Genomic DNA, 21,700 nt, shown 5'->3' with positions numbered 1-21,700 from the left:
GCCCCGTGCGGCCTAGCGGTCCGACGCGCCCCGCTGGACGGGGATCGAACCGGTGACGGGAGCGGTCGGCGAGCCCATGGTGTCGGCGGCCTTGACCGCCTGGACCTCGAGGTCGTCAGCCGTGCCCTCGTTGTCCGCTTGCTCCTGCAGGGCCGAGCTCTTGCGGAGCGGCGGCGCCTTGAAGAACCAGCTCAGGACGAAGGCGAGCAGGATGACCGCGAAGCCGACCCAGTAGACCGTGACGGCCGACGAGTTGAACCCGGTCATGAAGGGCCTGGTGAGCGCGGCGTCCGCACCGTTCAGGTAGGACGTGTCGCTCGTCTCGCTGCTCGACGCGCCCTTGTCGCTCGCGCCCTCGTCGATCTGCTTCGACAGTGCCGGGGCGAGGTCGTCCACCCAGTACGTGCGCTGGGCCGAGTCGGACCAGTCGACGACGAGCTTGCCGTCCTGCACGGACGCGTGGGCCTTGTCGGCGGCGGCGGTGAGTGCCTGCTGCTGCACGGCCTCAGGAGCGCCGGCCGTGGCCTGGGTCACCTGCGCGGTGGCCTGGTCGAGCCCGGACTGGACCTGCTGCTTGATCGGGGTGACGATCGGGTTCCAGATCTGGTCCATGACGCCCTGGTTCGCCTTGGCACTGGCGACCGTCGGGTTGAGCGCCGCGTCGAGTGCACCGGTCAGGTTCTTCTGGTCGGCCGTCGCGTGCAGGATGTTCGCCGGCATGATCGAGAACAGGACGCTCAGGAGCACCGCGGTGCCGAGCGTTCCGCCGATCTGGCGGAAGAACGTCGCCGAACTGGTCGCCACACCCATGTCACGCGGCTGCACGGAGTTCTGCGAGGCGAGGGTGATGCTCTGCATGAGCTGGCCGAGGCCGAGCCCGATGAGGAACATGCCGATCATCAGGAACCAGAGCGGCTTGTCGATGGTCATGAACGTCAGGACGACGTAGCCGAGCGAGACGAGCGCGGTGCCGATCACCGGGAAGATCCGGTACTTGCCGGTGCGGGCGACGATCTGGCCGGAGGCGATCGAGGCGATCATCAGCCCACCGATCATCGGCAGGGTCGCGAAGCCCGACTCGGTCGGGGTGAGACCCGTGACGATCTGCAGGTACAGCGGGATGGTCAGCATGGCGCCGAACATCGCGAAGCCCACGAGGAAGCCGAGGATCGTGGCCATCGAGAAGACGCCCGAGCGGAAGAGCTTCAGCGGGATGATCGCGTCGTCCTTCATGAGCGTCTCGATGACGAGGAAGGCGACCAGGCCGAGGGCACCGATGACGTAGCAGGCGATCGCGGCGGCCGAGCCCCAGCCCCAGGTGCGGCCCTGTTCGGCCACGAGCAGGAGCGGGACGAGGGTCACGATGACCGAGGTCGCGCCCCACCAGTCGATGCGCGGCTTCGCCTTGGCGTCGCCGAACTTCGGCAGGTGCAGGAACGCGATGACCATGAGGAGCGCCGCGATGCCGATCGGGACGTTGATCAGGAAGACCCAGCGCCAGCCGGTGACGCCGAGGATGGTCGACGCGCCGGAGAAGAGCCCGCCGATGAGCGGACCGATGACCGAGGAGATGCCGAAGACGGCCAGGAAGTACCCCTGGTACTTCGCGCGCTCGCGGGGAGCGAGGATGTCGCCCATGATCGCGAGCGGCAGGGACATCAGCGCACCGGCACCGATGCCCTGGAAGGCACGGAACGCAGCGAGCATGATCATCGAGGTCGACATGGTCGAGAGCAGCGAGCCGATGATGAAGACCGCGATGCCGAAGATGTAGAGGGGACGACGACCGAAGACGTCGGAGAGCTTGCCGTAGATCGGCGTGGTGATCGTCGACGCGATCAGGTAGGCCGTGGTGACCCAGGCCTGCTGGTCGAGACCGTGCAGGTCGTCGCCGATGGTGCGGATGGCCGTGCCGACGATCGTCTGGTCGAGCGACGAGAGGAACATGCCGGCCATGAGGCCGTAGATGACGAGGAGGATCTGGCGGTGCGACATGATCGGCTTCCCCGGCTGGCCGGCCGGGGAGCTCTGTCGTCCGCGCGACACCTCGACGGGTGCGGTGGCAGTAGACATGGGGGTCCTTCAGGGGTGCGTGTGGTGGTCGTGGTCGCGAGGGACGCCGGGGCGTCGTGGCGGGCCGATGACGGCGGGTCAACCTTGCAGACGCTGCAACTTTACACCATGAGCACCTTTGCTACATACGCAATCTTTCCCATTGTGCATGTTTGTGAACGCCTCCTCAGGTACCGTGGGCCGCATGGGGCGGACGACGTGGACCGATGTGCCGGCAGTCCTGCGGGAGCGCATCGAGACGGTGCTCGGGGGCGCGGTGGCGCGAGCCGAGTCACAGGCGGGTGGGTACTCCCCCGGTGGCGCCGACCGGGTGGTCACCGCGGACGGTCGACGAGCGTTCGTGAAGACGCTCTCGCGGTCGCGGAACCCGGACGGCTTCGGGATGCACGAGCGTGAGGCCGAGGTCATGGGCCACCTGCCCGGTTCCGTGCAGGCGCCTCGGCTGGTCGACACTGTGCGCGGGACCGTCGACGGGGACGACTGGATCGCCCTCGTCATCGAGGACGTGGACGGACACCACCCCGGCGCGGCGGGCGACGGGTCCGACGTCACCGCCGTGCTCGACGCACTCGACACGCTGCCGACCGCCACCGGGACGCTCGCACAGCTCCCGCGCGTCGCGGACGACCTCGTCGAGGACTTCGGCGCCTGGGACCGGATGGCCGCCGCAGGCTTCCCCGACGTCGTCCCGGCGCACGTGGTCGCCGCTGCCCCCGCGATGGCGCGGGCGGCACGCGACGCCGCGGCGGCCGTCGACGGAGGATCCCTGGCGCACGTCGACTGCCGCGCCGACAACCTGCTCGTCGACGCGGACGGTGTCGTCTGGGTCATCGATTGGCCGTGGGCGGCCGTCGGCGCGCACTGGCTCGACCCGCTCACCTACCTGCTCGACGTGCTGGTGCGCGGCGAGGACACCGACGTCGAGCACCACCTCGCCACCCACCGGGTGTTCGCCGGGGTGCCGGCGTCGAGCGTGGACGCGGTCCTCGCCGGGCTCGCCGGGACGTTCTTCGAGAAGGCGTCCCGCCCGGCGATCCCGCACATGCCGACGCTCCGGGACTTCCAACGACGCGAGGGGCTGGCGGCCGCCGAGTGGCTGCTGCGACGGTGGGGAGGACTGCCGCCGGGGGAAGCGCCCACGTACCCCGCTGTCCAGGAAGCGTGATCCGGTCGAGCGTACCGTCCCGCACATGACTGACGAGCACGAAGGCCAGCGTCCGGAAGACGATGCTGCGCGGCTCGGACTCGTCGTCGTCGGCGAGGCAGCAGCGCTGCACTCGGGCGACGAGGCGGCCCTGGACGCGAGCGAACAGAACATCCGCGACACCATCGACGAGATGATCGACGAACCGTTGACCGAGCGGCAGGAGCAGGTGGTCGAACGACTGGCGTCGGCCGGGGGCACGCTCACCGCGGGTCTCAGCGGTGCCCTCGCCGCGCAGACCGGCCGGAGCGTCGACGACATCCTCGAGGGAGCCGCCCGCAGCGTCGTCTGGCAGCAGCGCCTGGCGGACCAGCGCCGGGACGGACACGACGGTTCCGGTGAGCGCGAGGACGCCGGCGGCCAGCAGCGCGACCGCCGCGACGACGACGGGCGCGACGAGGACTGACCCCCGCCGCGCCCGCACCGGACGACGGATCGGCTACTCGGCCGCCGCGGACTCCTGCTCACGCACGACGGCGCGGGCTGCGGCCTGCCCCGTCGTGGTGCTCTTGACGATGTCGCTCAGCGTGAAGCCGGCCGTCGTCCCGAGCAAGGCGTCGACCTCGCTGAACTGACTGACCACGCTCTTCGAGAGTGCTCCGGCGCCGTCGGAGGACACCACGGTCAGCTTGTCGATGTTGCCCATCGGCGCCGCGAGCTCGCGGGCGATGCTCGGCAGCGTCTCGATCGCCTTCACCCGGAGGACGGCCTCGGAGTGCTGGGCGAGCGCGTCCGCCTGTGCCTTCGTGGCGTCGGCCTCGGCCTGGCCCTTGGCGCGGATCGCGTCGGCGGCGGCTTCACCCTCGGCGCGGGAGGCGTCGGCCGCGAGCTTGCGCGCCTCGGACTCGGCCTGGGCCTCGGCGGCGATCGCCTCGGCCGAGATGCGTCGGGCCTCTGCCTGGGCACGGGCGGTCTCGACCTGGGCAGCGGCGGCCGCCTCGGCCTCGACGCGGGTCTTGCGCGCCTGCGCCTCGGCCACCGCGGAGACCTCGGACTCGAGCTCGGCACGGCGGAGTTCGGCACGCTTCTGCGCGGTCAGCTGCTCCTGCTCGACGACGCCCTGCGCCGCGCGGGCCTGGGCGAGCGGGCCAGCGGCGGCGGCTTCGGCGGAGGCACGGTCGGCGTCGAGCTGCAGGGCGGCCCGACGGATCGCGAGGGTGTTCTCCGCCTCGGCGATGGCTTGGTCGGCCGTGGCACGGGCCTCACGCGCTTCGCGGTCGGCCTGGGCCTCGGCGTTCTCGGCCTCGAGCCGGACCCGCGCGCGCTCGGCACGTCCGAGGTCGCTGATGTAGTCGTTGCGGTCCGAGATGCCCTTGATCTCGAACGAGTCGACGTCGAGTCCCTGGCTGTGCAGGGCGTCCTTCGCGACGTCGAGCACGGCGACGGTGAGCTGGTCGCGGTTGCGGATGATGGTCGACACGTCGGTCGCACCGATCGACGCACGGAGCGAACCCGACAGGACCTCGCGCGCGAAGTCGTCGATCTTCTTCTCCTGGCCGAGGAACCGCTGCGCGGCGGCCCGGATCGACGCGTCGGCCTCGCCCACCTTGACGAGCGCCACGGCCTCGACGTCGATGGTCACGCCGCGGGAGTCCTGCGCGTTCACGTTGATGTCGATCGCGCGCGAGCTCAGCGAGATCTTGGCGACGCGCTCGAAGAACGGCCGGACCAGGACCCCCGCGCCGAGGACGACCTTGATCCCGGACTCGACCGTCTCGGTTCCGTCGGGGTTCTTCACCTTGCGGGAGCGCTTGCCGGTGATGATGAGCGCTTCGTCGGCGCCGGCGTTGCGGTAGACGAGCTTCGCGTAGATCAGCACGATGACCGCCAGGACGACGACCCCCACGACGATCAGCGGGACGGCTCCGAGCGCGAACAGGACTTCCATGACTCCCCCTCGTGGAACAGGCCGCAGCCTGGATTCCGCATCTGTTGTTCCGTTGGTCCCATCCTAGGAGTCCTGCCGCCCGGCGGGGAGCGGTTAGGCGTACAATTGGCATGATTCACTGCCAGAAACGGCGGTTGTGCAAGCTTTTCCTACCAGGAGGTCTGCGATGGTCCAACGGACGTCGCCCCGGCGGCGCCAGCAGCTCGCGGCCTTCGGTGAGAACATCCGCCGCTGGCGTTCGGTGAACGGGATGTCCGCCGCCGAACTGGCCGACCGTGCCGCGGTGACGCGGGAGACCCTGCGCGCGATCGAGAACGGCACGGGCGGTCGTGTCGACTCGTTGTTCGCGGTGCTCGGTGCACTCGGCATTGCCGACACCGCGGTCGAGGCGATCGACCCCTTCCGGAGCGACACCGCGCGCGCTCGGATCGACGACATCCTGCGGCGCGGGGGGACCCTGTGACACAGGACGTGGTCGAGGTCTGGTCCGGCGAAGCGGCAGAACCCCGACGCGTGGGGACCTTGCGTCCGTCGTTCCAGGGACTCCGGACCCTGGCCTCGTCGTCCTTCGAGTACGACCCGGCGTTCCTCCGGGACGGCTGGCAGGTCTCCCCGGACCTCCCCCTCCGGCCAGGTCGGACCTACACGGCCGAGAGCCAGACCCTGCCGGGGGCGTTCAGCGATGCGGCCCCGGACGACTGGGGCCAGAAGCTGATCCGCGCCGACCACGCACTCCGTCGACAGCAGGACACGACGCTGCCCGGTCGGCTCGGCGAGTTCGACTACCTGCTCGGCGTCTCCGACCACACCCGGACCGGCTCGCTGCGGTTCCGCTCCGGTGGTACCTGGCTGTCATCGGAGACCGGGGTCGCGAACGTGCACGACCTCGACCGGATCCTCGCCGCGGCCGCCCGGTACGAGGACGACGAGGCGACCGACGAGGACATCGCCTACCTCGGCGACGTCGCGACGTCTCCCGGGGGCGCGCGCCCGAAGGCCAACATCACCACCGACCGCGGCACGCTGGCCATCGCGAAGCTCCCGCACTCGAAGGACGGCCGGTTCGACGTCGAGCGATGGGAGGCCGTCGCGCTCGCACTGGCCGCCGACGCCGGGCTCCGTGTCCCGCGGTGGTCCCTCGTCCCGCCTGGTGCGGGGCGAGCGGTGCTGGTCTCCGAGCGCTTCGACCGCGACGCGACCGGGAGCCGCATCGGCTACATGTCGGCACGGACCGCCCTCGAGCTCGGCGCGCACGACGACGGGTCCCGGCTGACCTACGAAGACCTCTCGGATGCGATCGACCACTGGAGCGCGGCGCCGGCCGCGGACCTGCGGGAGATGTTCGGCCGGATCGCGCTCTCCGTGCTCGTGAACAACGTCGACGACCACTGGCGGAACCACGCGTTCCTGCACACGGTGGACGGGTGGCGACTGTCCCCGGTGTTCGACGTCAACCCCAGCCGCCAGCGCGGCGTGATCGACTCCCGTGCGATCTCCTCGTCGGACGACCCGCGGGCACGCGACCTCCGGAACCTGCTCACGATCGCCGGGGCGTTCCGACTCCGGAACCCCGACGCAGAACGTGTGCTCCAGCGCGTGGCAGGGGCGGTCGCCGGCTGGGACCGCGTCGCAGCCGCGCTCGGCGTCCCGTCGGACGAGCGCGACGCGATGCGCGTCGCCTTCGACTCCCCGCAACTCGACTGGGCGCTCGGCCTGTAGCCGTGGGGACAGAGGGGAGGTTCCCACGGGGCACGGCCGGACAGACAGGAGGCGCGGTGCGGGACGGACCCGCACCGCGCCTCCTGGACGGGGTCGCGTCAGCGCCTACGCGCCCGCACGCCACCAGTCGTCGAAGGGCGTCGCCGGGACCTGGCGCTTGTGCTCCGTCGCCCGGTAGCGCGACTCGATCGCCTCGGCGACCTCGATCGGGACGTCGCGGCCCTGCAGGTACGCGTCGATCTCGGCGTACGACAGCCCGAGGTTCGCCTCGTCCGTCTGGCCGGGCGTCTCGTCGAGCAGGTCGGCGGTGGGGGCCTTCTCGTACAGGCGGGCCGGGGCGCCGAGGTGCTCGAGCAGCTGCCGGCCCTGGCTCTTCGACAGCCCGGTGAGCGGGGTGAGGTCGACACCGCCGTCGCCGTACTTCGTGAAGAAGCCGGTCACGGCCTCGGCGGCGTGGTCGGTCCCGACGACGAGGAGCCCCCGCTGCCCGGCGACGGCGTACTGCGCGACCATCCGCATCCGGGCCTTGACGTTGCCCTTCACGAAGTCGCTCAGCTCCACGCCCGAGGCCGCGGTGTCCTGCACGACCCCGTCGACACCGTGCTCGATGTTGACGGTGATGCCCGGGTCGGCCGCGATGAACTGCAGCGCGAGCTGGGCGTCGTCCTCGTCGGCCTGCACGCGGTACGGCATGCGGACGGTGGTGAACTCGGCGGGGTGCCCCTCGGCGCGGAGCGACTCGACGGCGAGCTGGGTCAGGCGTCCGGCGAGCGTCGAGTCCTGGCCGCCGCTGATCGCGAGCAGGTAGCCCTTGGCACCGGTGGTGAGCAGGTAGTCTCGGAGGAACCCGACGCGACGGGCGATCTCCTGCTCCGGGTCGATGGTCGGCTGGACGTTGAGGTCCGCTGCGATGGCGGCTTGGAGTTCACGCACCACCCCAGTATCCCGCTGCATCCGCCGCGTGCACAGGGTTCAGTGGACGCGATCCGCGCCGACCGGACGGATGGTGTTGTCGTGGTCGGCCCCGATCGCGCAGGTGCAGACGACGCCGATGGTCTCCTGCGCCCGGGTGAGGACGAAGCGTTCGACGTGCGGGGGCCCGACGTGGCGGTCGAGCGGGTGGGTGTCGTGGTCGTGCACGGTGGTCCTCACGTCGCGGTCGGAAGCGGTCGGAAGCGGTCGGAAGCGGTCGGAATCGGTCGGAAGCGGTGGATCGAGTCGGCCGGCGGGAGGGGCCGGCCGGCGGACGAGGGGTGCCGGTGCGGTGGTGGCCCGAACCACCACCGCACCGGCGGGACCGCGGCGACCCGAACGCGCCGCGGTCCCGGAAGACGGGCGCCGGTACCCGCCGGCGCCCGTCCGGGTCAGGCTCGACGCATGCGCCGCGCGACGAGCGTGCCGCCGCCGGCCGCGAGGAGCAGCCCGGCTAGGAGCAGCAGCGGCAGGAGCTCGGCACCGGTGTAGGCGAGGCTCCCGGCACCCGTGCCGTTGCCGACCGCACCGGCACCGGCACCGCCCGCGCCGCCTGCGCCGCCGGGGCCGCCTGCGCCGCCGGGGGTCCCCGGCGTACCGGGCGTACCCGGCGTACCCGGCGTGCCCGGGTCGGTCGGGTCGACCGGTGCTGCTGCGACCGCGAAGGTCACCGCGGCGGGGTCGCTCACGAGCGTGCCGATCGTCTCGACCGCCTCGGCCTCGTGGTCACCGACGGCGACCCCGGGGAACGTGACCGTCCACGTGCCGTCCTCGCCCGCGACGGTCGACTGCGTGCCCTCGTCGTCACCGTCGAGCGTGACGTCGACGTCGGCGCCCGGCTCCGCGGTGCCCGTGACCAGCACCGAGGTGGTGTCGTCGTCCGCCGGGACCGTGTAGTCCGTCCCGTCCTCGGGCGAGGTGATGGCGATGCCCGCGAACGGGTCCGCCTGCACGGTCGCCGTCGCGAGGTCGACGGTCGCCAGGTCCGCCGCCGGCAGGAGCTGCACGCGGACGGCCCGGACCGTGGTGGCCCCGGTGTCGTCGGCGGTCGGCTCGGTGAACGCCGGGGCGGTCTGCGAGTTGATCGTGACGGAGACGAGCTGGTTCACGACGTCGAGCAGCGGGTCGAGCGCCGTGACGGTCGACGTGATGGTGGTGAGCAGGGTCTGCACGGTGTCCGCCACGAAGTCCCCGCCGAGCACGTCACCGAGGATGCCGGTCAGCGCCGGGACGATGGTCGAGCCGAGCAGCGGCTGCAGCAGCGGGTCGAGCGTGCCGAGCACCGGGCCGAGGATCCCGTCGCCGGTGACCGTGAGCGTGGCGCCGTCACCGGTGCCGAGCAGGTCCCCGACGGTGGTGTCGACCGTGAGGGTCAGCCCCGCCACGTCGGCTCCGAGCAGGTCGACGCCGGTGTCCACGACGAGCTGCACGTCGGCGACGTCCAGGGCGTTCGTGAGCGTCGTGGTGAGGAGTGCCGGCAGCTGCTCGGTCAGGATGTCCGAGATCGCGCCGGTGATCTGCGCGTTGATCGTCGCGTCGTCGAGCAGCGTGGTGTTCGCCGGCAGGTCGTTCAGCGTGTAGAGCTGCGCGAGGTCGATCGTGACCACACCCGTGGACAGGTCGATCGTGACCGGGCCGTCGGTGAGCGGCTGCTGCGTCACGGTGGCGAGCGCACCCTGCAGGTCCACGTCGGCGGTGAGCTGGGCGGTGGTGTCGTCGAGCGTCAGGACCCCGAGCCCGAGGGTGTTCACGGCGTCGGTCACCGGGTCGAGCAGCGCCGCGGTGAGGTCGGTGGTGAGACCGTCCTCGCCGATCGCCGCGTTCACGGTGTCGTCGGTGGTGCCGAGCGTCGTGTCCAGCGACGTCACGAGCTGCTGGACGGCGGGGCTGACGAGCCGGACCTGTGCGCCCGCGACCTGGTAGTCGGTGGTGACGTCCGGAGCGCCGAACGTGCGCGTCGCCTCGGCCCGGGCAGACAGGGCGCCGAGCCGGACCGAGAGCTCGCTCACGACGCCGTCGACGTCGAGGTCGCCGAGCAGCGGGGTGAGGTTCACGGTGGCGCCGGCGCCGGGGGTGCCCGGACCGACCTGGATCGCGCCGTCCGCGCCGACGGCTCCGGCGGCCGCGACCGCCGAGGTGGTGTCCGTGCTCGCGACCTGGCCGGCGACGCCGACGTTCACGAGACCGTTCTGGCCGAGCAGCTGGATGCCCCCGGGGACGTTGATCCCGATGCTGTTCAGCACCGAGAGGTCGAGCGGGTCGGACTGCCCGGCGGTCGCCCCGCCGGGAGCGGTCGCGCCGAAGGACCCGGCGAGCGCCGCGACGCTGTCGAGGTCGACGGAGCCGCTGCCGGAGAGCAGACGACCCTCGGCCTGGGTCGCGTCGGTCGCAGCGGCGTGTGCGGGGAGGGCTGCTCCCCCGATGATCACGGCCGCGACGGTGGCCGTGGCGCCCGCGCGGAGCGCGAAGCGTGTTGCAGTGCGTGGCATGGTGCCTCTTCCTCCAGGCGGAGGTCGTCCGCCTGCTGATCCATCCCCCGCTGGTGGGGCGGGAGATCCGACGGGCGCGCTGGTGGGGCGGCCCGGAGTCACGTGTGCGCGTCGTGCTGCGCGCGGGCGCGGCTATCCGGGGTGATCACCCCCGGTGAGGCGGGGAGCGGTGCAGGCAGCGTCCACGGACGGGCGCATCGATCGTGCGCGCATCGTTCGTCCTCGTGCCATGTCCTGATCCCCCCGGGTGGGCTCGGCTGCGTCGTCGAGCTGAGGATGAGCGGTTGGTGAGACCGCGTTTCCTGTGCAATCTACAAGGGGGGTCCCCCGTCGTGGCGATACCCCCGTTCGGGGCACGCCGTGAGCGGATCAGTTCGAGTGTTGACAGTTAGAGGTCGAACGGTTAGCGTTCTGATCATGACGCAGCAGGCACCCCGGTTCGACACGCCCCTCCAGCAGATGCGCTGGATCGGGTGGGCGCAGCGCAAGGCGGCCGAGGAATGGGTCCGCGAACGCGACCTCACCCAGGAGCAGAGCTTCGTGCTCGGGTACCTGCAGCACACGCCCGGCGCGATCCAGCGCGACATCGCCGACATCACCCGGACGAGTGCGGCCAGCGTCTCGAGTCTCCTGCAGGGACTCGAGCGCCGCGGGCTCGTCGAACGCCGGGCGGACGCCGAGAACGCCCGGACGAAACGGGTCTTCGCCACCGACGAGGGGATCGCCCTCATCGCCGGCTTCGAGGACGCCATGATCGCCCTCGACGACGTCCTGCTCGCGCCGCTCGACGCCCACGAGCGCGCCACCCTGCAGGAGCTCCTGCACAAGGTGACCGCGGAACTGCCGGAACCCACCCGGTGACCTGACCCGCGCCTCCAGGCCCGTCCAGGAGGCGCGACCCACCCCCCACGCGTCGGCACCCGCCGATCGCGTCATCAGTCATGCCCTGCGGCGCCGACCGACGGTCGGCGCGCGCTCCGCCCTGCCCAGAAGGAGGCAGCCATGAGCACCACAGCACCCGACACCGCCGCGGCGAAGAACCGCTGGTACCTGTCCGCCGCACCGATCGGCCGCGCGCTCGTCCACCTGTGCGTCCCGATGGCCGCCGCGATGGTCGTCAGCGCCGTCTACAACGTCATCAACGCCGGCTTCATCGGATCGCAGCACGACACCTCGCTGCTCGCCGCGATCACGTTCGGCACCCCGCTCCTCGGCATCATCATGGCCGTCGGCGGCGTGTTCGGCGTCGGTGGCAGTGCCCTCATGTCGCGCATGCTCGGGGCCTCGGAGCACGATCCCGCCAAGGCCGAGGACATCAAGCGCGTCGCCTCCTTCGCCCTGTGGGGAGCTGTCGTCACCGGTGTGGTCCTCGCCGTGCTCGGCCTGGTGTTCCTGCACCCGCTCGTCGCCGTGCTCGGCGCCGACGCCGCCGCGGTGCCTGCCACGAGCGCGTACGTCTCGGTCATGCTCGCGTTCGTGCCGGTGCTCGCCGCGTCGTTCGCCCTGGAGCAGATCGTCCGGTCCGAGGGGGCGGCACGGCAGGCCATGGTCGGGCTCGTCCTGTCGACCGTCGGCAACCTCGTGTTCGACGTGCTCTTCATCCTCGTGCTGCACTGGGGCGTCGCCGGTGCCGCACTCGCCGTCGGCCTCGGCAACGTCGTGGCGATCGGCTACTGGATCGTCTGGCTCCAGCGGAACAGCGCGAACGTGAGCTTCGCACCGAAGTGGTTCACGCTGCGGGCGGACATCCTCGGGCCGGTGTTCGGTATCGGCTCGAGCGAACTGCTGCAGTCCGGGTTCCTCATCGTGACGACCCTCGTGCTGAACAACCTCGCGGCCGCCTACGGGGACGACCCGCTCGCGGCGATGGGCGTCGCCGTCCGCATCGCCCAGGTCCCGGAGTTCCTCGTGATGGGCGTGACCATCGGCGTGCTGCCGCTGCTCGCCTACGCCTTCGGCAAGGGCGACGCGGTTCGGCTCCGAGCCGCACTCCGCGGTGCCGCGTTCACCGTCGGGACGATCGTCCTGCTGTTCTCCGGCACGGTGTTCGTCTTCCGCGAGCAGGTCTTCACGGTCTTCTCCGGCGACCACTCGGTGCTCGCGATCGGCCTGACCATCCTCACGGCGCAGCTCGTCGCCACGATCGTGAACGGGTTCACCGGGCTGCTGACCTCGCTGTTCCAGGCCACCGGGATGGTGCTGCCGGCCATGGTGCTGTCGATGGCGCAGGGCGTGCTGTTCATCCCGATCGTGATCGTCGGGAACCTGTGGTTCGGGCTCGCCGGGATCATCTGGGCACTGACCGTGACCGAGGTGCTCGTGTTCGGCGCGGCGCTGGTGCTCTGGCTCGCCTCGCGCGGGCGGATCGCCCGAGGCCTCGCCGACGGCTCGCCGGAGCGGGCGGACGCCGCGCTCGAGGAGGCGGCGGCGGTCTGACGGGACGCCACGACGGACGGGAGGCGCGGTGCCGGCTGGCACCGCGCCTCCCGTCCGTCAGGTGGCCGCGACAGCTCGTCGCTGGCCGGCCGGCTCGTCGGCGGTCGGTTCAGAGCTGCTCGCCGAGGAAGTCCGCGTAGGACGGCTCGTCCCACGTCGGCCCGACCGCGCGGAGCGTCTCGTCCGCGCCGCCGAGGCGCGCGGCGAGCAGGCCGGCGATGTCCTCGGGCGAGCGCATGCCGTGGCGGTGCCAGTCCTCCTGGCGGCGGGCGGTCACGCGAGCACCAGCTCGACGACGGACACGGCCAGCGGGCCGCGGGGGGTGCGAGGTGAACCGACGAACAGTTCGGCGGGGTGCGAGAACACGTGGACAGTGGCGGTCACGTCGACCAGCCCTTCGTCGGAGTGATGCGCACCCCGGATCCGATCGGACCGTCCCGTTGCGCCAGACCCCGCAGACCGCGAGGAGCATCAAAGGCGACGGAACCCTGAGTCGGTCCGATGTCCCCCAGCGTACTGTCGCGCGACCGTCGGCACGAGAACCGTCCGGAACGCGCACCGGGCGCCTGCCGCCACGTCCTCATCGGATCTCGGACGACGCCGAGCCGTGACCGACGCCGCCCCGGCCGGATCGCCGTCGCCCCGGTACGGTGGGCGGGCACACCCGTACCCCGAGGAGCCCCATGCCCCTGTTCGGCACCCCGCAGCCCCCGCACCCCGACGCACCGCCGAGCCAGGTGGCCAAGCAGTGGTCCGACTCGTTCGGCGCTCTGGCCACCCGCTGCCTGCAGATCATCGTCGTGCTCGTCGTCGTGATCGGCATCGTCTACGCCGCCGCCACGCTCAGCGTCGTCACGATCCCGGTGCTGCTCGCCCTCATCATCGCCTCGGCGATGCACCCCGTCGTGTCCTGGCTGCGGCGGCACCGGGTGCCGTCCGTCCTCGCGACCCTCGCCGTCCTGATCGGCGTGCTCGTCGTGCTCGGCCTCGTCGGCTGGCTCATCGTCGTGGCCGTCATCTCGCAGTGGCCCGACCTGCAGAAGTCGGCCCTGAGCGGGTTCGACCAGCTCCAGGACTTCGCGTCGACGCTGCCGATCTCGATCGACCAGTCGCAGATCGACGATGCCGTGAAGGGCATCCAGGACTTCGTCACCAGCTCGCAGTTCGGCTCCGGCGCGCTCGCGGGGGCATCGGCCACGGCGAACTTCCTCACCGGTCTCGTGCTGATGATCGTGGTGCTGTTCTTCTTCCTCAAGGACGGTCCGGCCATCTGGGAGTTCCTCCTCCGTCCCTTCACCGGTGCCCGCTACGACCGTGCTCGCCGCGTGGGTGACCGGGTCGTGCAGACGCTCGGCGGCTACGTCCGCGGGACCGCCACCGTCGCCGCGGTGGACGCCATCGGCATCGGTGTCGGCATCACGATCGTCGGGGTGCCGCTCGCACTGCCCCTCGCCGTCGTCGTGTTCATCACGGCGTTCATCCCGATCGTCGGTGCGACCGCGGCCGGCATCCTCGCCGCCCTCGTCGCCCTCGTCGCGCTCGGCCCCGTCCAGGCGCTGATCGTCGTCGGCATCGTCGTCCTCGTGAACCAGCTCGAGGGCAACCTGCTCCAGCCCGTCCTGATGGGCAAGACGCTCAAGCTGCACGGCCTCGTCATCCTGATCGGCCTGACCGCCGGCACGGTGCTCGCGGGCATCACCGGCGCGATCATCTCGGTGCCGCTGCTCGCCGCCGCGTGGGGCGTCGTGCAGGTGTGGGACGGGCCCGACAAGCCGGCGCGCCCGTGGCGGCAGAAGCGCGTGGAGTCCGCCGAGGCGCGCTGACGCGGGCGGGCGCTCGGCTTTCCGCCGCGTGTTCGACGTTTCGCCAGTCGATCGACAGGCGGAATGTCGAACGATGTACGCGCACCCGATGCACGCGCACACTCCGACGAACCACGTGTCGATCGACGCGTGTGACGTCGCAGAGAAGGGGGCCTCCGCACGTGGCGGAGGCCCCCTTCGTCGTGGTGCAGACCGGCGTCAGTCGGTGCCGGAGTCGAACGCCGCGCCCTCGGACGCGAGATCCGTCGCACGACCGAGCGCGTCGTCGGCATCGGAGGTGACAACCGCGCCGCCGAGGATCTCCTCCGACTCGCCCGACTCGAGCTCGCCGACGAGGTCGCCCGTCGCCCCGCCGATGAGCCCGGCGGCGGCGTACTGCTCGAGGCGTGCCCGCGAGTCGGCGATGTCGAGGTTGCGCATGGTCAGCTGGCCGATGCGGTCGTCCGGGCCGAACGCCGCGTCGCCGACACGCTCCATCGAGAGCTTGTCCGGGTGGTACGACAGCGCCGGGCCCGTGGTGTCGAGGATCGTGTAGTCGTCGCCGCGACGCAGGCGCAGGGTGACCTCGCCGGTGACGGCCGAGGCGACCCAGCGCTGCAGCGACTCACGAAGCATGAGGGACTGCGGGTCGAGCCAGCGCCCCTCGTACATGAGGCGACCGAGACGGCGGCCCTCGGTGTGGTACGACGCGACGGTGTCCTCGTTGTGGATCGCGTTGAGCAGGCGCTCGTAGGCGATGTGCAGCAGTGCCATGCCCGGCGCCTCGTAGATGCCGCGGCTCTTCGCCTCGATGATGCGGTTCTCGATCTGGTCGGACGCGCCGAGGCCGTGGCGGCCACCGATCGCGTTCGCCTCGTAGACGAGCGCTACGGCGTCGGCGTACTCGACACCGTTGATCGCGACGGGGCGACCGGCCTCGAAGCGGACGCTCACGACCTCGGTGGCGACCTCGACGTCGTCACGCCAGGCGGCGACGCCCATGATCGGCTCGACGATGTCCAGGCCGCTCGAGAGCTCCTCGAGGCTCTTCGCCTCGTGCGTGGCGCCCCAGATGTTCGCGTCGGTCGAGTAGGCCTTCTCGGTGGAGTCGCGGTACGGGAAGCCCCGGGCGACGAGCCACTCGCTCATCTCCTTGCGGCCGCCGAGCTCCTCGACGAACTCGGAGTCGAGCCACGGCTTGTAGACGCGCAGCCGCGGGTTCGCCATCAGGCCGTAGCGGTAGAACCGCTCGATGTCGTTGCCCTTGTACGTGGAGCCGTCGCCCCAGATGTCGACGCCGTCCTCCTTCATGGCGCGGACGAGCATCGTGCCCGTCACGGCGCGACCGAGGGGCGTCGTGTTGAAGTAGGTCTTGCCGCCGGAGCGGATGTGGAAGGCACCGGTCTGCAGGGCGACGAGGCCCTCTTCCACGAGGGCGCTCTTCGCGTCGACGAGTCGGGCGATCTCGGCGCCGTACTCGTGGGCACGACCGGGGACGGCGTCGATGTCCGGCTCGTCGTACTGGCCGATGTCGGCCGTGTACGTGCAGGGCACCGCTCCCTTCTCGCGCATCCAGGCGACCGCGCAGGAGGTGTCGAGACCTCCGGAGAACGCGATGCCGACTCGTTCGCCGACGGGGAGACTGCTCAGGACCTTGGACACGACGTCAATCGTACGGGGAGTCCAGCCGGTACATCGACGGGTCTGGTGCGCCGAAGCGAAGCGTTCGCAAACTTTCGGATCCCGCTAAGACGCATATCCGAAATGGTGCATGACGGCCAGTTGGCCGAGCTGCTGTCCGGGTCCGTGCGCCATGACCCGGAGCGGAAGGAGCTCGCACGGCAACGGCGCCTCTCCCCTGCCGAGATTGACTGCCTCGCAGCGGAGTACTCGGCCGGTAACGTGACGGTCAGGCAGCTGGCGTCGAGCTGGGGCGTGAGTAGGGGTATCGTCGCGAAGCATCTGCGGAGCCGCGGGTTGGAGCTCGGGCCGCAGCCGCTGACCCGGTCCGAGATTCTCCGGATTCGCAGGCTGGCCGGAACGGGCATGTCTCTGAACGCGATCGGCCGGGAGATTGGGAGGGACCCCAAGACGGTCAAGGCGGAGCTAGCGGGCGGAGAGTTCCTGCGGCCCTGAGCGAGCAGCCCACCAATCACCAATCAGGAACGCATCAGCCGCCGTTTGAAATCTCGGCTTCGAATCTACACGGAGGAGTGGCCGCCAGTTGCGGCAGCCTCCCTCCCTCCGAGCGGATGAAAAGCTCGGAAGTAATTCTCACGGCCTCACCACTTGGCAGCCCCAGATGGCGGCGAAATTGACACAACTGAGCCGGTTCGCGTACGTCCTTAGAAAGCATAGTCGCTCTCCCTCTCACTGCGCCAGCAACCGGTGGGCCGTCGCCGTCGCTCCGCTGTTCGGCGCCTACTAGGCATCCAGTTCGAAGACTCAGACCGAAAAAGCAGTGAAGGTCCCGCTCGTCTGCGGGAGGCAGCTGCGTGAAGAACTGCGGGATGAGTTTGCAGCAAAAGACGAGCGGATCGTGTAGGCGGAGCGGCTCAAGAACTTACTCATCAGGCGGGGTAAAGTCATTCTCTTGTACGAAGAACAGTCTTACGCAGACATCGGACGGGTGGGCATATCCGCTACCCACACTCTCTGTCGACGCGCACTTCAGAGGCTCTTCCCATTGACCCTTCTCAAGGTATGCTAGAAACATGACAATATCGATACATGCCATAAACGCTCGAGACAGTGGGCTATTGAATTTCCTGTACGAAGAATCCGGCGCAGACCCCTCACGGTTCCAGAAGCTAGTTACAGGCGAACTGACTCGACTGACGGAACTCTTAGCAACAAGAGGAATCAATTATTCAACCCTTAAGCCGGCCCTGGTTCCGTCGCGCAAGGGGCGCCAGATCGTACTCTTGTACGACTGGCTAGAACACAAGGGCAACTATGCGGTCGCGTTCATGAACCTTTGGATGCCACTCGTGACAACGACATCGAAATTCACCACGAAAAGCGGAGATCTACTTGGATTGCCCAGAATTGTTTCTGAGTTTGAGCACGTCGTTGTGAAAGCACGTAGGGAAACGTTCCGTTGGGACACCCTGTACGCTGTGTACTTCAACAACCTGTCTTCGAGCGAGGTCGAGACGATGCACGCCGCACTCTCGTCCGAAACCCGGTACAAAGGTTACATCGACGTTACGTTCGGGGGTGAGGCACGAGACTTCATGGCGGACACGCTAACCTTTGGGAAGATATTCTTCAACGGTAACGTTATCCTGAGTCACGGCGCCGACGACCCATTCGTCGGGGAGGAAGATCCGCTTGGATTCCCTTACGACGAATTCGGATTTAGACTTACGACAGTAATTGACTGGTATTTCTATCCATTCTTGGATTACAAGATCGAATCCTATTCGTCTGACGGTTCAGCTGAGGATTCCATTTTATCGTTAGCAGCTGCGACCGGAGAGCATGTGGACACGCAGCTAGTACCAGTTCACGTCAATCCCGACAAGCTGGACAAGTACCTACTCCGAGAGAAAGATAAGCTCGCGCTGATGACGAGTATTGGGCTGCAGGAAGTAAGCCCTGGTGAACTGGCTGAAATCATTACGGACCACCTACAATCAAACTACATATATGACATGAGGCTTGCATCCGACGGCACGCCACTGTTTGCAGTCTGCGCTGAATTCGAAAATCGGGACGGGAACCTGACAAAGAGATTACTCGCCCTAAAATTGGATAGGGACGCAGGGAGCATCTCTCTCGTCACCATGTACTGAGTTGGAAGGCGCCAGGACGTAAGCTGAACAGTTGGACGCACGGCTCTAAACGAATTTGGTAGCCAGGAAACAAGATCCTGACACGCCACTCAAGCGTCGTCAACCAGCTCCACGATGGGACTCGGGCCGAGGATGGTGACCGACTTGCGTGCTCGCGTCAGCGCGACGTAGAGATTCCGGGGGTCCACCAGCTTTGTGGCATCCGCGATAATGACGTGGTCGTACTCAAGACCCTTCACGAGGAGGGTTCTCGAAGCGATTCGGCTGTGAGCTCGGCGGCCCGCGCGCCGTAACCGATCCCGAATTCTTCCAAATTCTTCTAGTGGCCCCGAGTCCGAGACGAGGCTCCCTTCGATGGCTCCGAGCACATCGGTCCAGGCCTCCCACCGGTAGACCTTCAAGCCCGCCGTCATCGTCATGCGCCTAGCGACGCGGATCGCCGCCCCGTAGGACGGATCGATCCTGAGCTGCTCGAGGTCTTCGACCACGCCCTCGATGCCGTTACGACGTAGATGACCGATGGGCTCGTTTCGGCCAAGTTTTTGCAGGACCGAGCTGTCTATGCCGCTAAGTCCCACGATGCACTGCTTGGCGAAAGCCGCCAGCCAGAACGCGATCCGCGGACTTCCGTCTGATGGCAGCTTCGCCAGCTCGTCCAACATGAAGCGCCCTCGGATGTCTTCCATGACGGAATAGGAGCCTCCTAGCCTACTCGCATGACGAGCCACATCACCGGCCCACTTGTCGAGAATCAAGACTGTCTCCGAATAGTCCCGGAACGAGAATGCGACGTCTGCCAGGTCAGAATCTGTTGAACACACCCATCGGACTCCCGGGACGTTCACAGTCGAGAGATCGAGAGTCTGGCCATGCTTCAGGCTGCCTCGGAGGCCGAGAAGCCAGGCTCCCAGTCTGGGATTCACGTCTGCCCATCGGTGCGCCTTGTGTTCGACGGACAGCAACGGGAACCGGGGAAACACGTCCCCATCCCAGTCGACGAGAATTTCGCCTCCAAACCCAAATATTCCTTGCAGGCGATCGCCGAAGACGACTGAGTTGGGCACGGCATCGCTTATTGCACCGAGAAATTGATGCTGTTTTACGTTGCAATCCTGGTACTCATCGACGAATAGGAAGTCGAAACTAACCTGCAGCATGCGTCGCACCGCTTTGTACTGCAGCACCCGGGACGCGGCCTCGATGTAGCTGGCCGAGTCGGTCCAATCAGGCAATTCGGGTACCGAGAGTCGGGCCAAAGAAGGATAGGAACGAACGAGGGTGAAGGCCCAACTTGTGATCGTCTCAATCCGAAACGACGTCATATCGACGCCGAACGTCTTGAGCCGTTTTCGCAGCGCGTCTACTCCGGCGTTCGTATGCGTGAGTATGAGGCTTCGCTGTTTCCGCTTCGCCGCCACTAAGACAGCTGCCGCAAGCAGATGCGTTTTTCCTGTGCCGGCGGGCATCTCCAATGCGCATGGTGCCGCGTCTACGACCCTTGCAGCCAGTTCCTCAAGCTCTGTTCCGAGGTCAATTGCCGGCATCGTCCCGCTCCCCGTTCGACGCGGAGCTCTGCGGCGGATAAATGAAGTCATGCACGGCGTCGAAAATTTGAAAGATCTCGGCTCGTATGAAGAACGCCCGATTCGTAGCTACCCATTCGCCGAGCGCCCGTCCTCCATCGACGGATTTGAACCATTCCGCTGAGATCATAGCATCGGCGATGATCTCAGCCGCGCCCTCGGCATTCACGGAACCGTCGACCAGCCAGGACGACACGTCCAAAGACTCGAAGGTGTCGGGAAGCCCAGCCTGCTCAAGATCGTTCAGCACCGTTGCGGCATTCCGACGAATTTGCACTCCGAGATGAAGGAGGGATGAAAGACCTTCAACCGTGATCGAATTGGCGATCTGCTTCTCTGAGTTGAAACCCCGCGACCAGCGAAGGATGGTCATCCCAGACGCCTCAAGCTTGGCGACAGCCTTATCCACGGTCCTATCGTCGTTGTCCAGAAGACCAGTTACTTCGTAGCCGAGGTCCGCCAAGGCGCGCATCCGCGGCGGCACCTCGGATCCGCCCTGTCCGTCCTGAACGACCACGCCCTCTCCGGCGGCAACGGAGCGGCCGGCACTGGCCCTTTCGCTATCCCATCTCTCGATAAGGGCGAGAAGAAGCCCCTCCTCCGTCTTTCCCTCCGCCACAATGATTCGCTTGGCCAGGAACGACGAAGGTCGTGATCGACGGAGACGCAAGGCCGTCTGCGAAGTGCCTTCCGGCAGGAACTCGACACGGACTGCGCCATTGTTGTTTCGCACGATCGCCAGGTTCGGCGTTGCCGCTTGCTCAACGGCAATCGGCGAGTGAGTCGTGATGAATACCTGGGAGTAGCTCGCGTCGGCGACGAGGCGACGGAGAAGAGCCACGAGGCGGTGAGGTTCGAGGCCGTGTTCAATCTCGTCCACGAGCAGGATTGACCTGCTGCCCGCGGCCATCTGCTGGATCGCAAGGGCGGAAAGACGCTTGCTTCCGAGACCGAAATTGGCAAGAGGGACGGTGTCCTCGTACAACGCAAGGTTTCCCCCTGCCGACGAAAGAGATGTATCCAGTCCGGCCCGGATCGCGCCGAAGGACCCCGAACCGACTTCGTTGAGCTTGTCCTGAACCCGCGAAGTCAAGTCGTCGATTCCCTCGTCCTCGAGGTCTCCGATGGCGTCCCTTGCCGCCCTAGCCGCAACGGCCATCGCGCTCTTGGCACCGGGTCCGCCATCGGCAGCCGACATCCGTCCGAGCGCCGAGGTTCTGGTCCAGCGCAAGTGTGTGTCCGTGCGTTCGTCCACCTTGAAGACAGCGAATTCTCGCCGCTGGTATGAGGACAGGGCGTAGGAGTCGCCGATATCTACCCGCTCGATCGTCCAAACGGGCTCCAGAGTCGAGTCGATCTCCATCTGCACTATGAGGCACGGATCTAGGTCATCGGTAGGATCCTGATAGAGCTTGCCGTCCTCGTCTATTCCGCTGAGATGGAGGCCATGTGCCGAGTCCTTCATTATGGCGGCCGACAGGCCTGAGACCACGACCCGAATGACAATGGGTTTCTCGATCGCACCTTCGAAGAAATCAGTGTCGCTCGTCGTCGGGTTCCACCGGTCACCCATTGCAAGCAGGAGGGCCTCGATGATCGTCGACTTACCGCTGTCTCCGGGGCCGATGAGACAAATAAGGTCACGCCCCTTCGGGAGGTGCCAGTCTAGATCCCTGATTCCCCGGTAGTTAGCAATTTTGATTCGCCGAACGTACATCGTTCCCCCCTTCTGCCTCG

The 21,700-nt window shown here is 68.0% G+C and carries 18 protein-coding genes; 9 read left to right on the top strand and 9 right to left on the bottom strand.

Features of this window, described 5'->3' with window-relative positions; genetic code table 11:
* Positions 1-12: 12 nt before the first annotated feature.
* On the bottom strand, positions 13-2,073 hold the full coding sequence (locus tag JSX79_RS07940) for an MDR family MFS transporter (RefSeq protein ID WP_229085739.1): 2,061 nt from the start codon (positions 2,071-2,073) through the stop codon (positions 13-15).
* 184 nt (positions 2,074-2,257) lie between these two features.
* Between JSX79_RS07940 and JSX79_RS07935 the strand changes: the two genes are divergently transcribed.
* Entirely contained in the window at positions 2,258-3,238 is a 981-nt protein-coding gene (locus JSX79_RS07935) for a phosphotransferase (RefSeq protein WP_229085737.1), read from the top strand.
* 25 nt (positions 3,239-3,263) lie between these two features.
* Positions 3,264-3,683 (top strand): hypothetical protein, encoded by a 420-nt coding sequence (locus JSX79_RS07930; RefSeq protein ID WP_092385095.1) that lies wholly within the window; start codon positions 3,264-3,266, stop codon positions 3,681-3,683.
* A 33-nt stretch (positions 3,684-3,716) separates the two neighbouring features.
* On the opposite strand, the gene JSX79_RS07925 is transcribed toward JSX79_RS07930, so the two are convergent.
* Positions 3,717-5,165 (bottom strand): flotillin family protein, encoded by a 1,449-nt coding sequence (locus JSX79_RS07925; protein WP_070417837.1) that lies wholly within the window; start codon positions 5,163-5,165, stop codon positions 3,717-3,719.
* Between the two features lie 166 nt (positions 5,166-5,331).
* On the opposite strand from JSX79_RS07925, the gene JSX79_RS07920 reads away from it, so the two are divergent.
* Together JSX79_RS07920 and JSX79_RS07915 are read left to right on the top strand one after the other, a co-directional pair.
* Positions 5,332-5,628: a helix-turn-helix domain-containing protein gene (locus JSX79_RS07920; RefSeq protein ID WP_229085735.1), complete on the top strand. Its 297-nt coding sequence runs from the start codon at positions 5,332-5,334 to the stop codon at positions 5,626-5,628.
* 50 nt (positions 5,629-5,678) lie between these two features.
* A complete protein-coding gene (locus JSX79_RS07915) occupies positions 5,679-6,884 on the top strand; it encodes a type II toxin-antitoxin system HipA family toxin (RefSeq protein ID WP_229085734.1) in 1,206 nt (401 codons plus the stop codon).
* Positions 6,885-6,989: 105 nt separating this feature from the next.
* Here JSX79_RS07915 and nadE read toward each other — a convergent pair whose 3' ends face one another.
* The 3 genes from nadE to JSX79_RS07900 form a co-directional block, all read right to left on the bottom strand.
* Positions 6,990-7,817, bottom strand: a complete 828-nt coding sequence (gene nadE / locus JSX79_RS07910) for an ammonia-dependent NAD(+) synthetase (protein WP_308061364.1) — start codon at positions 7,815-7,817, stop codon at positions 6,990-6,992.
* A 39-nt stretch (positions 7,818-7,856) separates the two neighbouring features.
* Entirely contained in the window at positions 7,857-8,036 is a 180-nt protein-coding gene (locus tag JSX79_RS07905) for a hypothetical protein (protein WP_070417835.1), read from the bottom strand.
* Between the two features lie 212 nt (positions 8,037-8,248).
* On the bottom strand, positions 8,249-10,345 hold the full coding sequence (locus JSX79_RS07900; protein ID WP_229085729.1) for a choice-of-anchor G family protein: 2,097 nt from the start codon (positions 10,343-10,345) through the stop codon (positions 8,249-8,251).
* Positions 10,346-10,762: 417 nt separating this feature from the next.
* On the opposite strand from JSX79_RS07900, the gene JSX79_RS07895 reads away from it, so the two are divergent.
* Together JSX79_RS07895 and JSX79_RS07890 are read left to right on the top strand one after the other, a co-directional pair.
* Entirely contained in the window at positions 10,763-11,206 is a 444-nt protein-coding gene (locus tag JSX79_RS07895) for a MarR family winged helix-turn-helix transcriptional regulator (RefSeq protein ID WP_070417833.1), read from the top strand.
* Between the two features lie 141 nt (positions 11,207-11,347).
* Complete coding sequence (locus JSX79_RS07890) at positions 11,348-12,781, top strand: MATE family efflux transporter (RefSeq protein ID WP_229085728.1); 1,434 nt, start codon at positions 11,348-11,350, stop codon at positions 12,779-12,781.
* A 109-nt stretch (positions 12,782-12,890) separates the two neighbouring features.
* On the opposite strand, the gene JSX79_RS07885 is transcribed toward JSX79_RS07890, so the two are convergent.
* Positions 12,891-13,058, bottom strand: coding sequence for a hypothetical protein (locus tag JSX79_RS07885; RefSeq protein ID WP_156794831.1), 168 nt, complete (start codon positions 13,056-13,058; stop codon positions 12,891-12,893).
* 406 nt (positions 13,059-13,464) lie between these two features.
* On the opposite strand from JSX79_RS07885, the gene JSX79_RS07880 reads away from it, so the two are divergent.
* A complete protein-coding gene (locus JSX79_RS07880; RefSeq protein ID WP_092385101.1) occupies positions 13,465-14,604 on the top strand; it encodes an AI-2E family transporter in 1,140 nt (379 codons plus the stop codon).
* A 198-nt stretch (positions 14,605-14,802) separates the two neighbouring features.
* Here the strand turns inward: JSX79_RS07880 and argG are convergent, their stop codons facing one another.
* A complete protein-coding gene (gene argG, locus JSX79_RS07875; RefSeq protein WP_070417830.1) occupies positions 14,803-16,245 on the bottom strand; it encodes an argininosuccinate synthase in 1,443 nt (480 codons plus the stop codon).
* A 102-nt stretch (positions 16,246-16,347) separates the two neighbouring features.
* On the opposite strand from argG, the gene JSX79_RS07870 reads away from it, so the two are divergent.
* Entirely contained in the window at positions 16,348-16,719 is a 372-nt protein-coding gene (locus tag JSX79_RS07870) for a helix-turn-helix domain-containing protein (protein WP_229085726.1), read from the top strand.
* A 578-nt stretch (positions 16,720-17,297) separates the two neighbouring features.
* Positions 17,298-18,380, top strand: a complete 1,083-nt coding sequence (locus JSX79_RS07865; protein WP_229085724.1) for a hypothetical protein — start codon at positions 17,298-17,300, stop codon at positions 18,378-18,380.
* Positions 18,381-18,469: 89 nt separating this feature from the next.
* Here the strand turns inward: JSX79_RS07865 and JSX79_RS07860 are convergent, their stop codons facing one another.
* Entirely contained in the window at positions 18,470-19,924 is a 1,455-nt protein-coding gene (locus JSX79_RS07860; RefSeq protein WP_229085722.1) for a UvrD-helicase domain-containing protein, read from the bottom strand.
* Positions 19,911-21,680, bottom strand: a complete 1,770-nt coding sequence (locus JSX79_RS07855) for an ATP-dependent endonuclease (RefSeq protein WP_229085721.1) — start codon at positions 21,678-21,680, stop codon at positions 19,911-19,913. The genes JSX79_RS07860 and JSX79_RS07855 overlap by 14 nt, the downstream gene beginning before the upstream one ends.
* Positions 21,681-21,700: the final 20 nt, after the last annotated feature.

Source organism: Curtobacterium sp. GD1, from assembly GCF_020882855.1.
Lineage (GTDB): Bacteria > Actinomycetota > Actinomycetes > Actinomycetales > Microbacteriaceae > Curtobacterium.
Note: the sequence above shows the minus strand (reverse complement) of the source record. Positions and strands in the feature narration are given on the sequence as shown.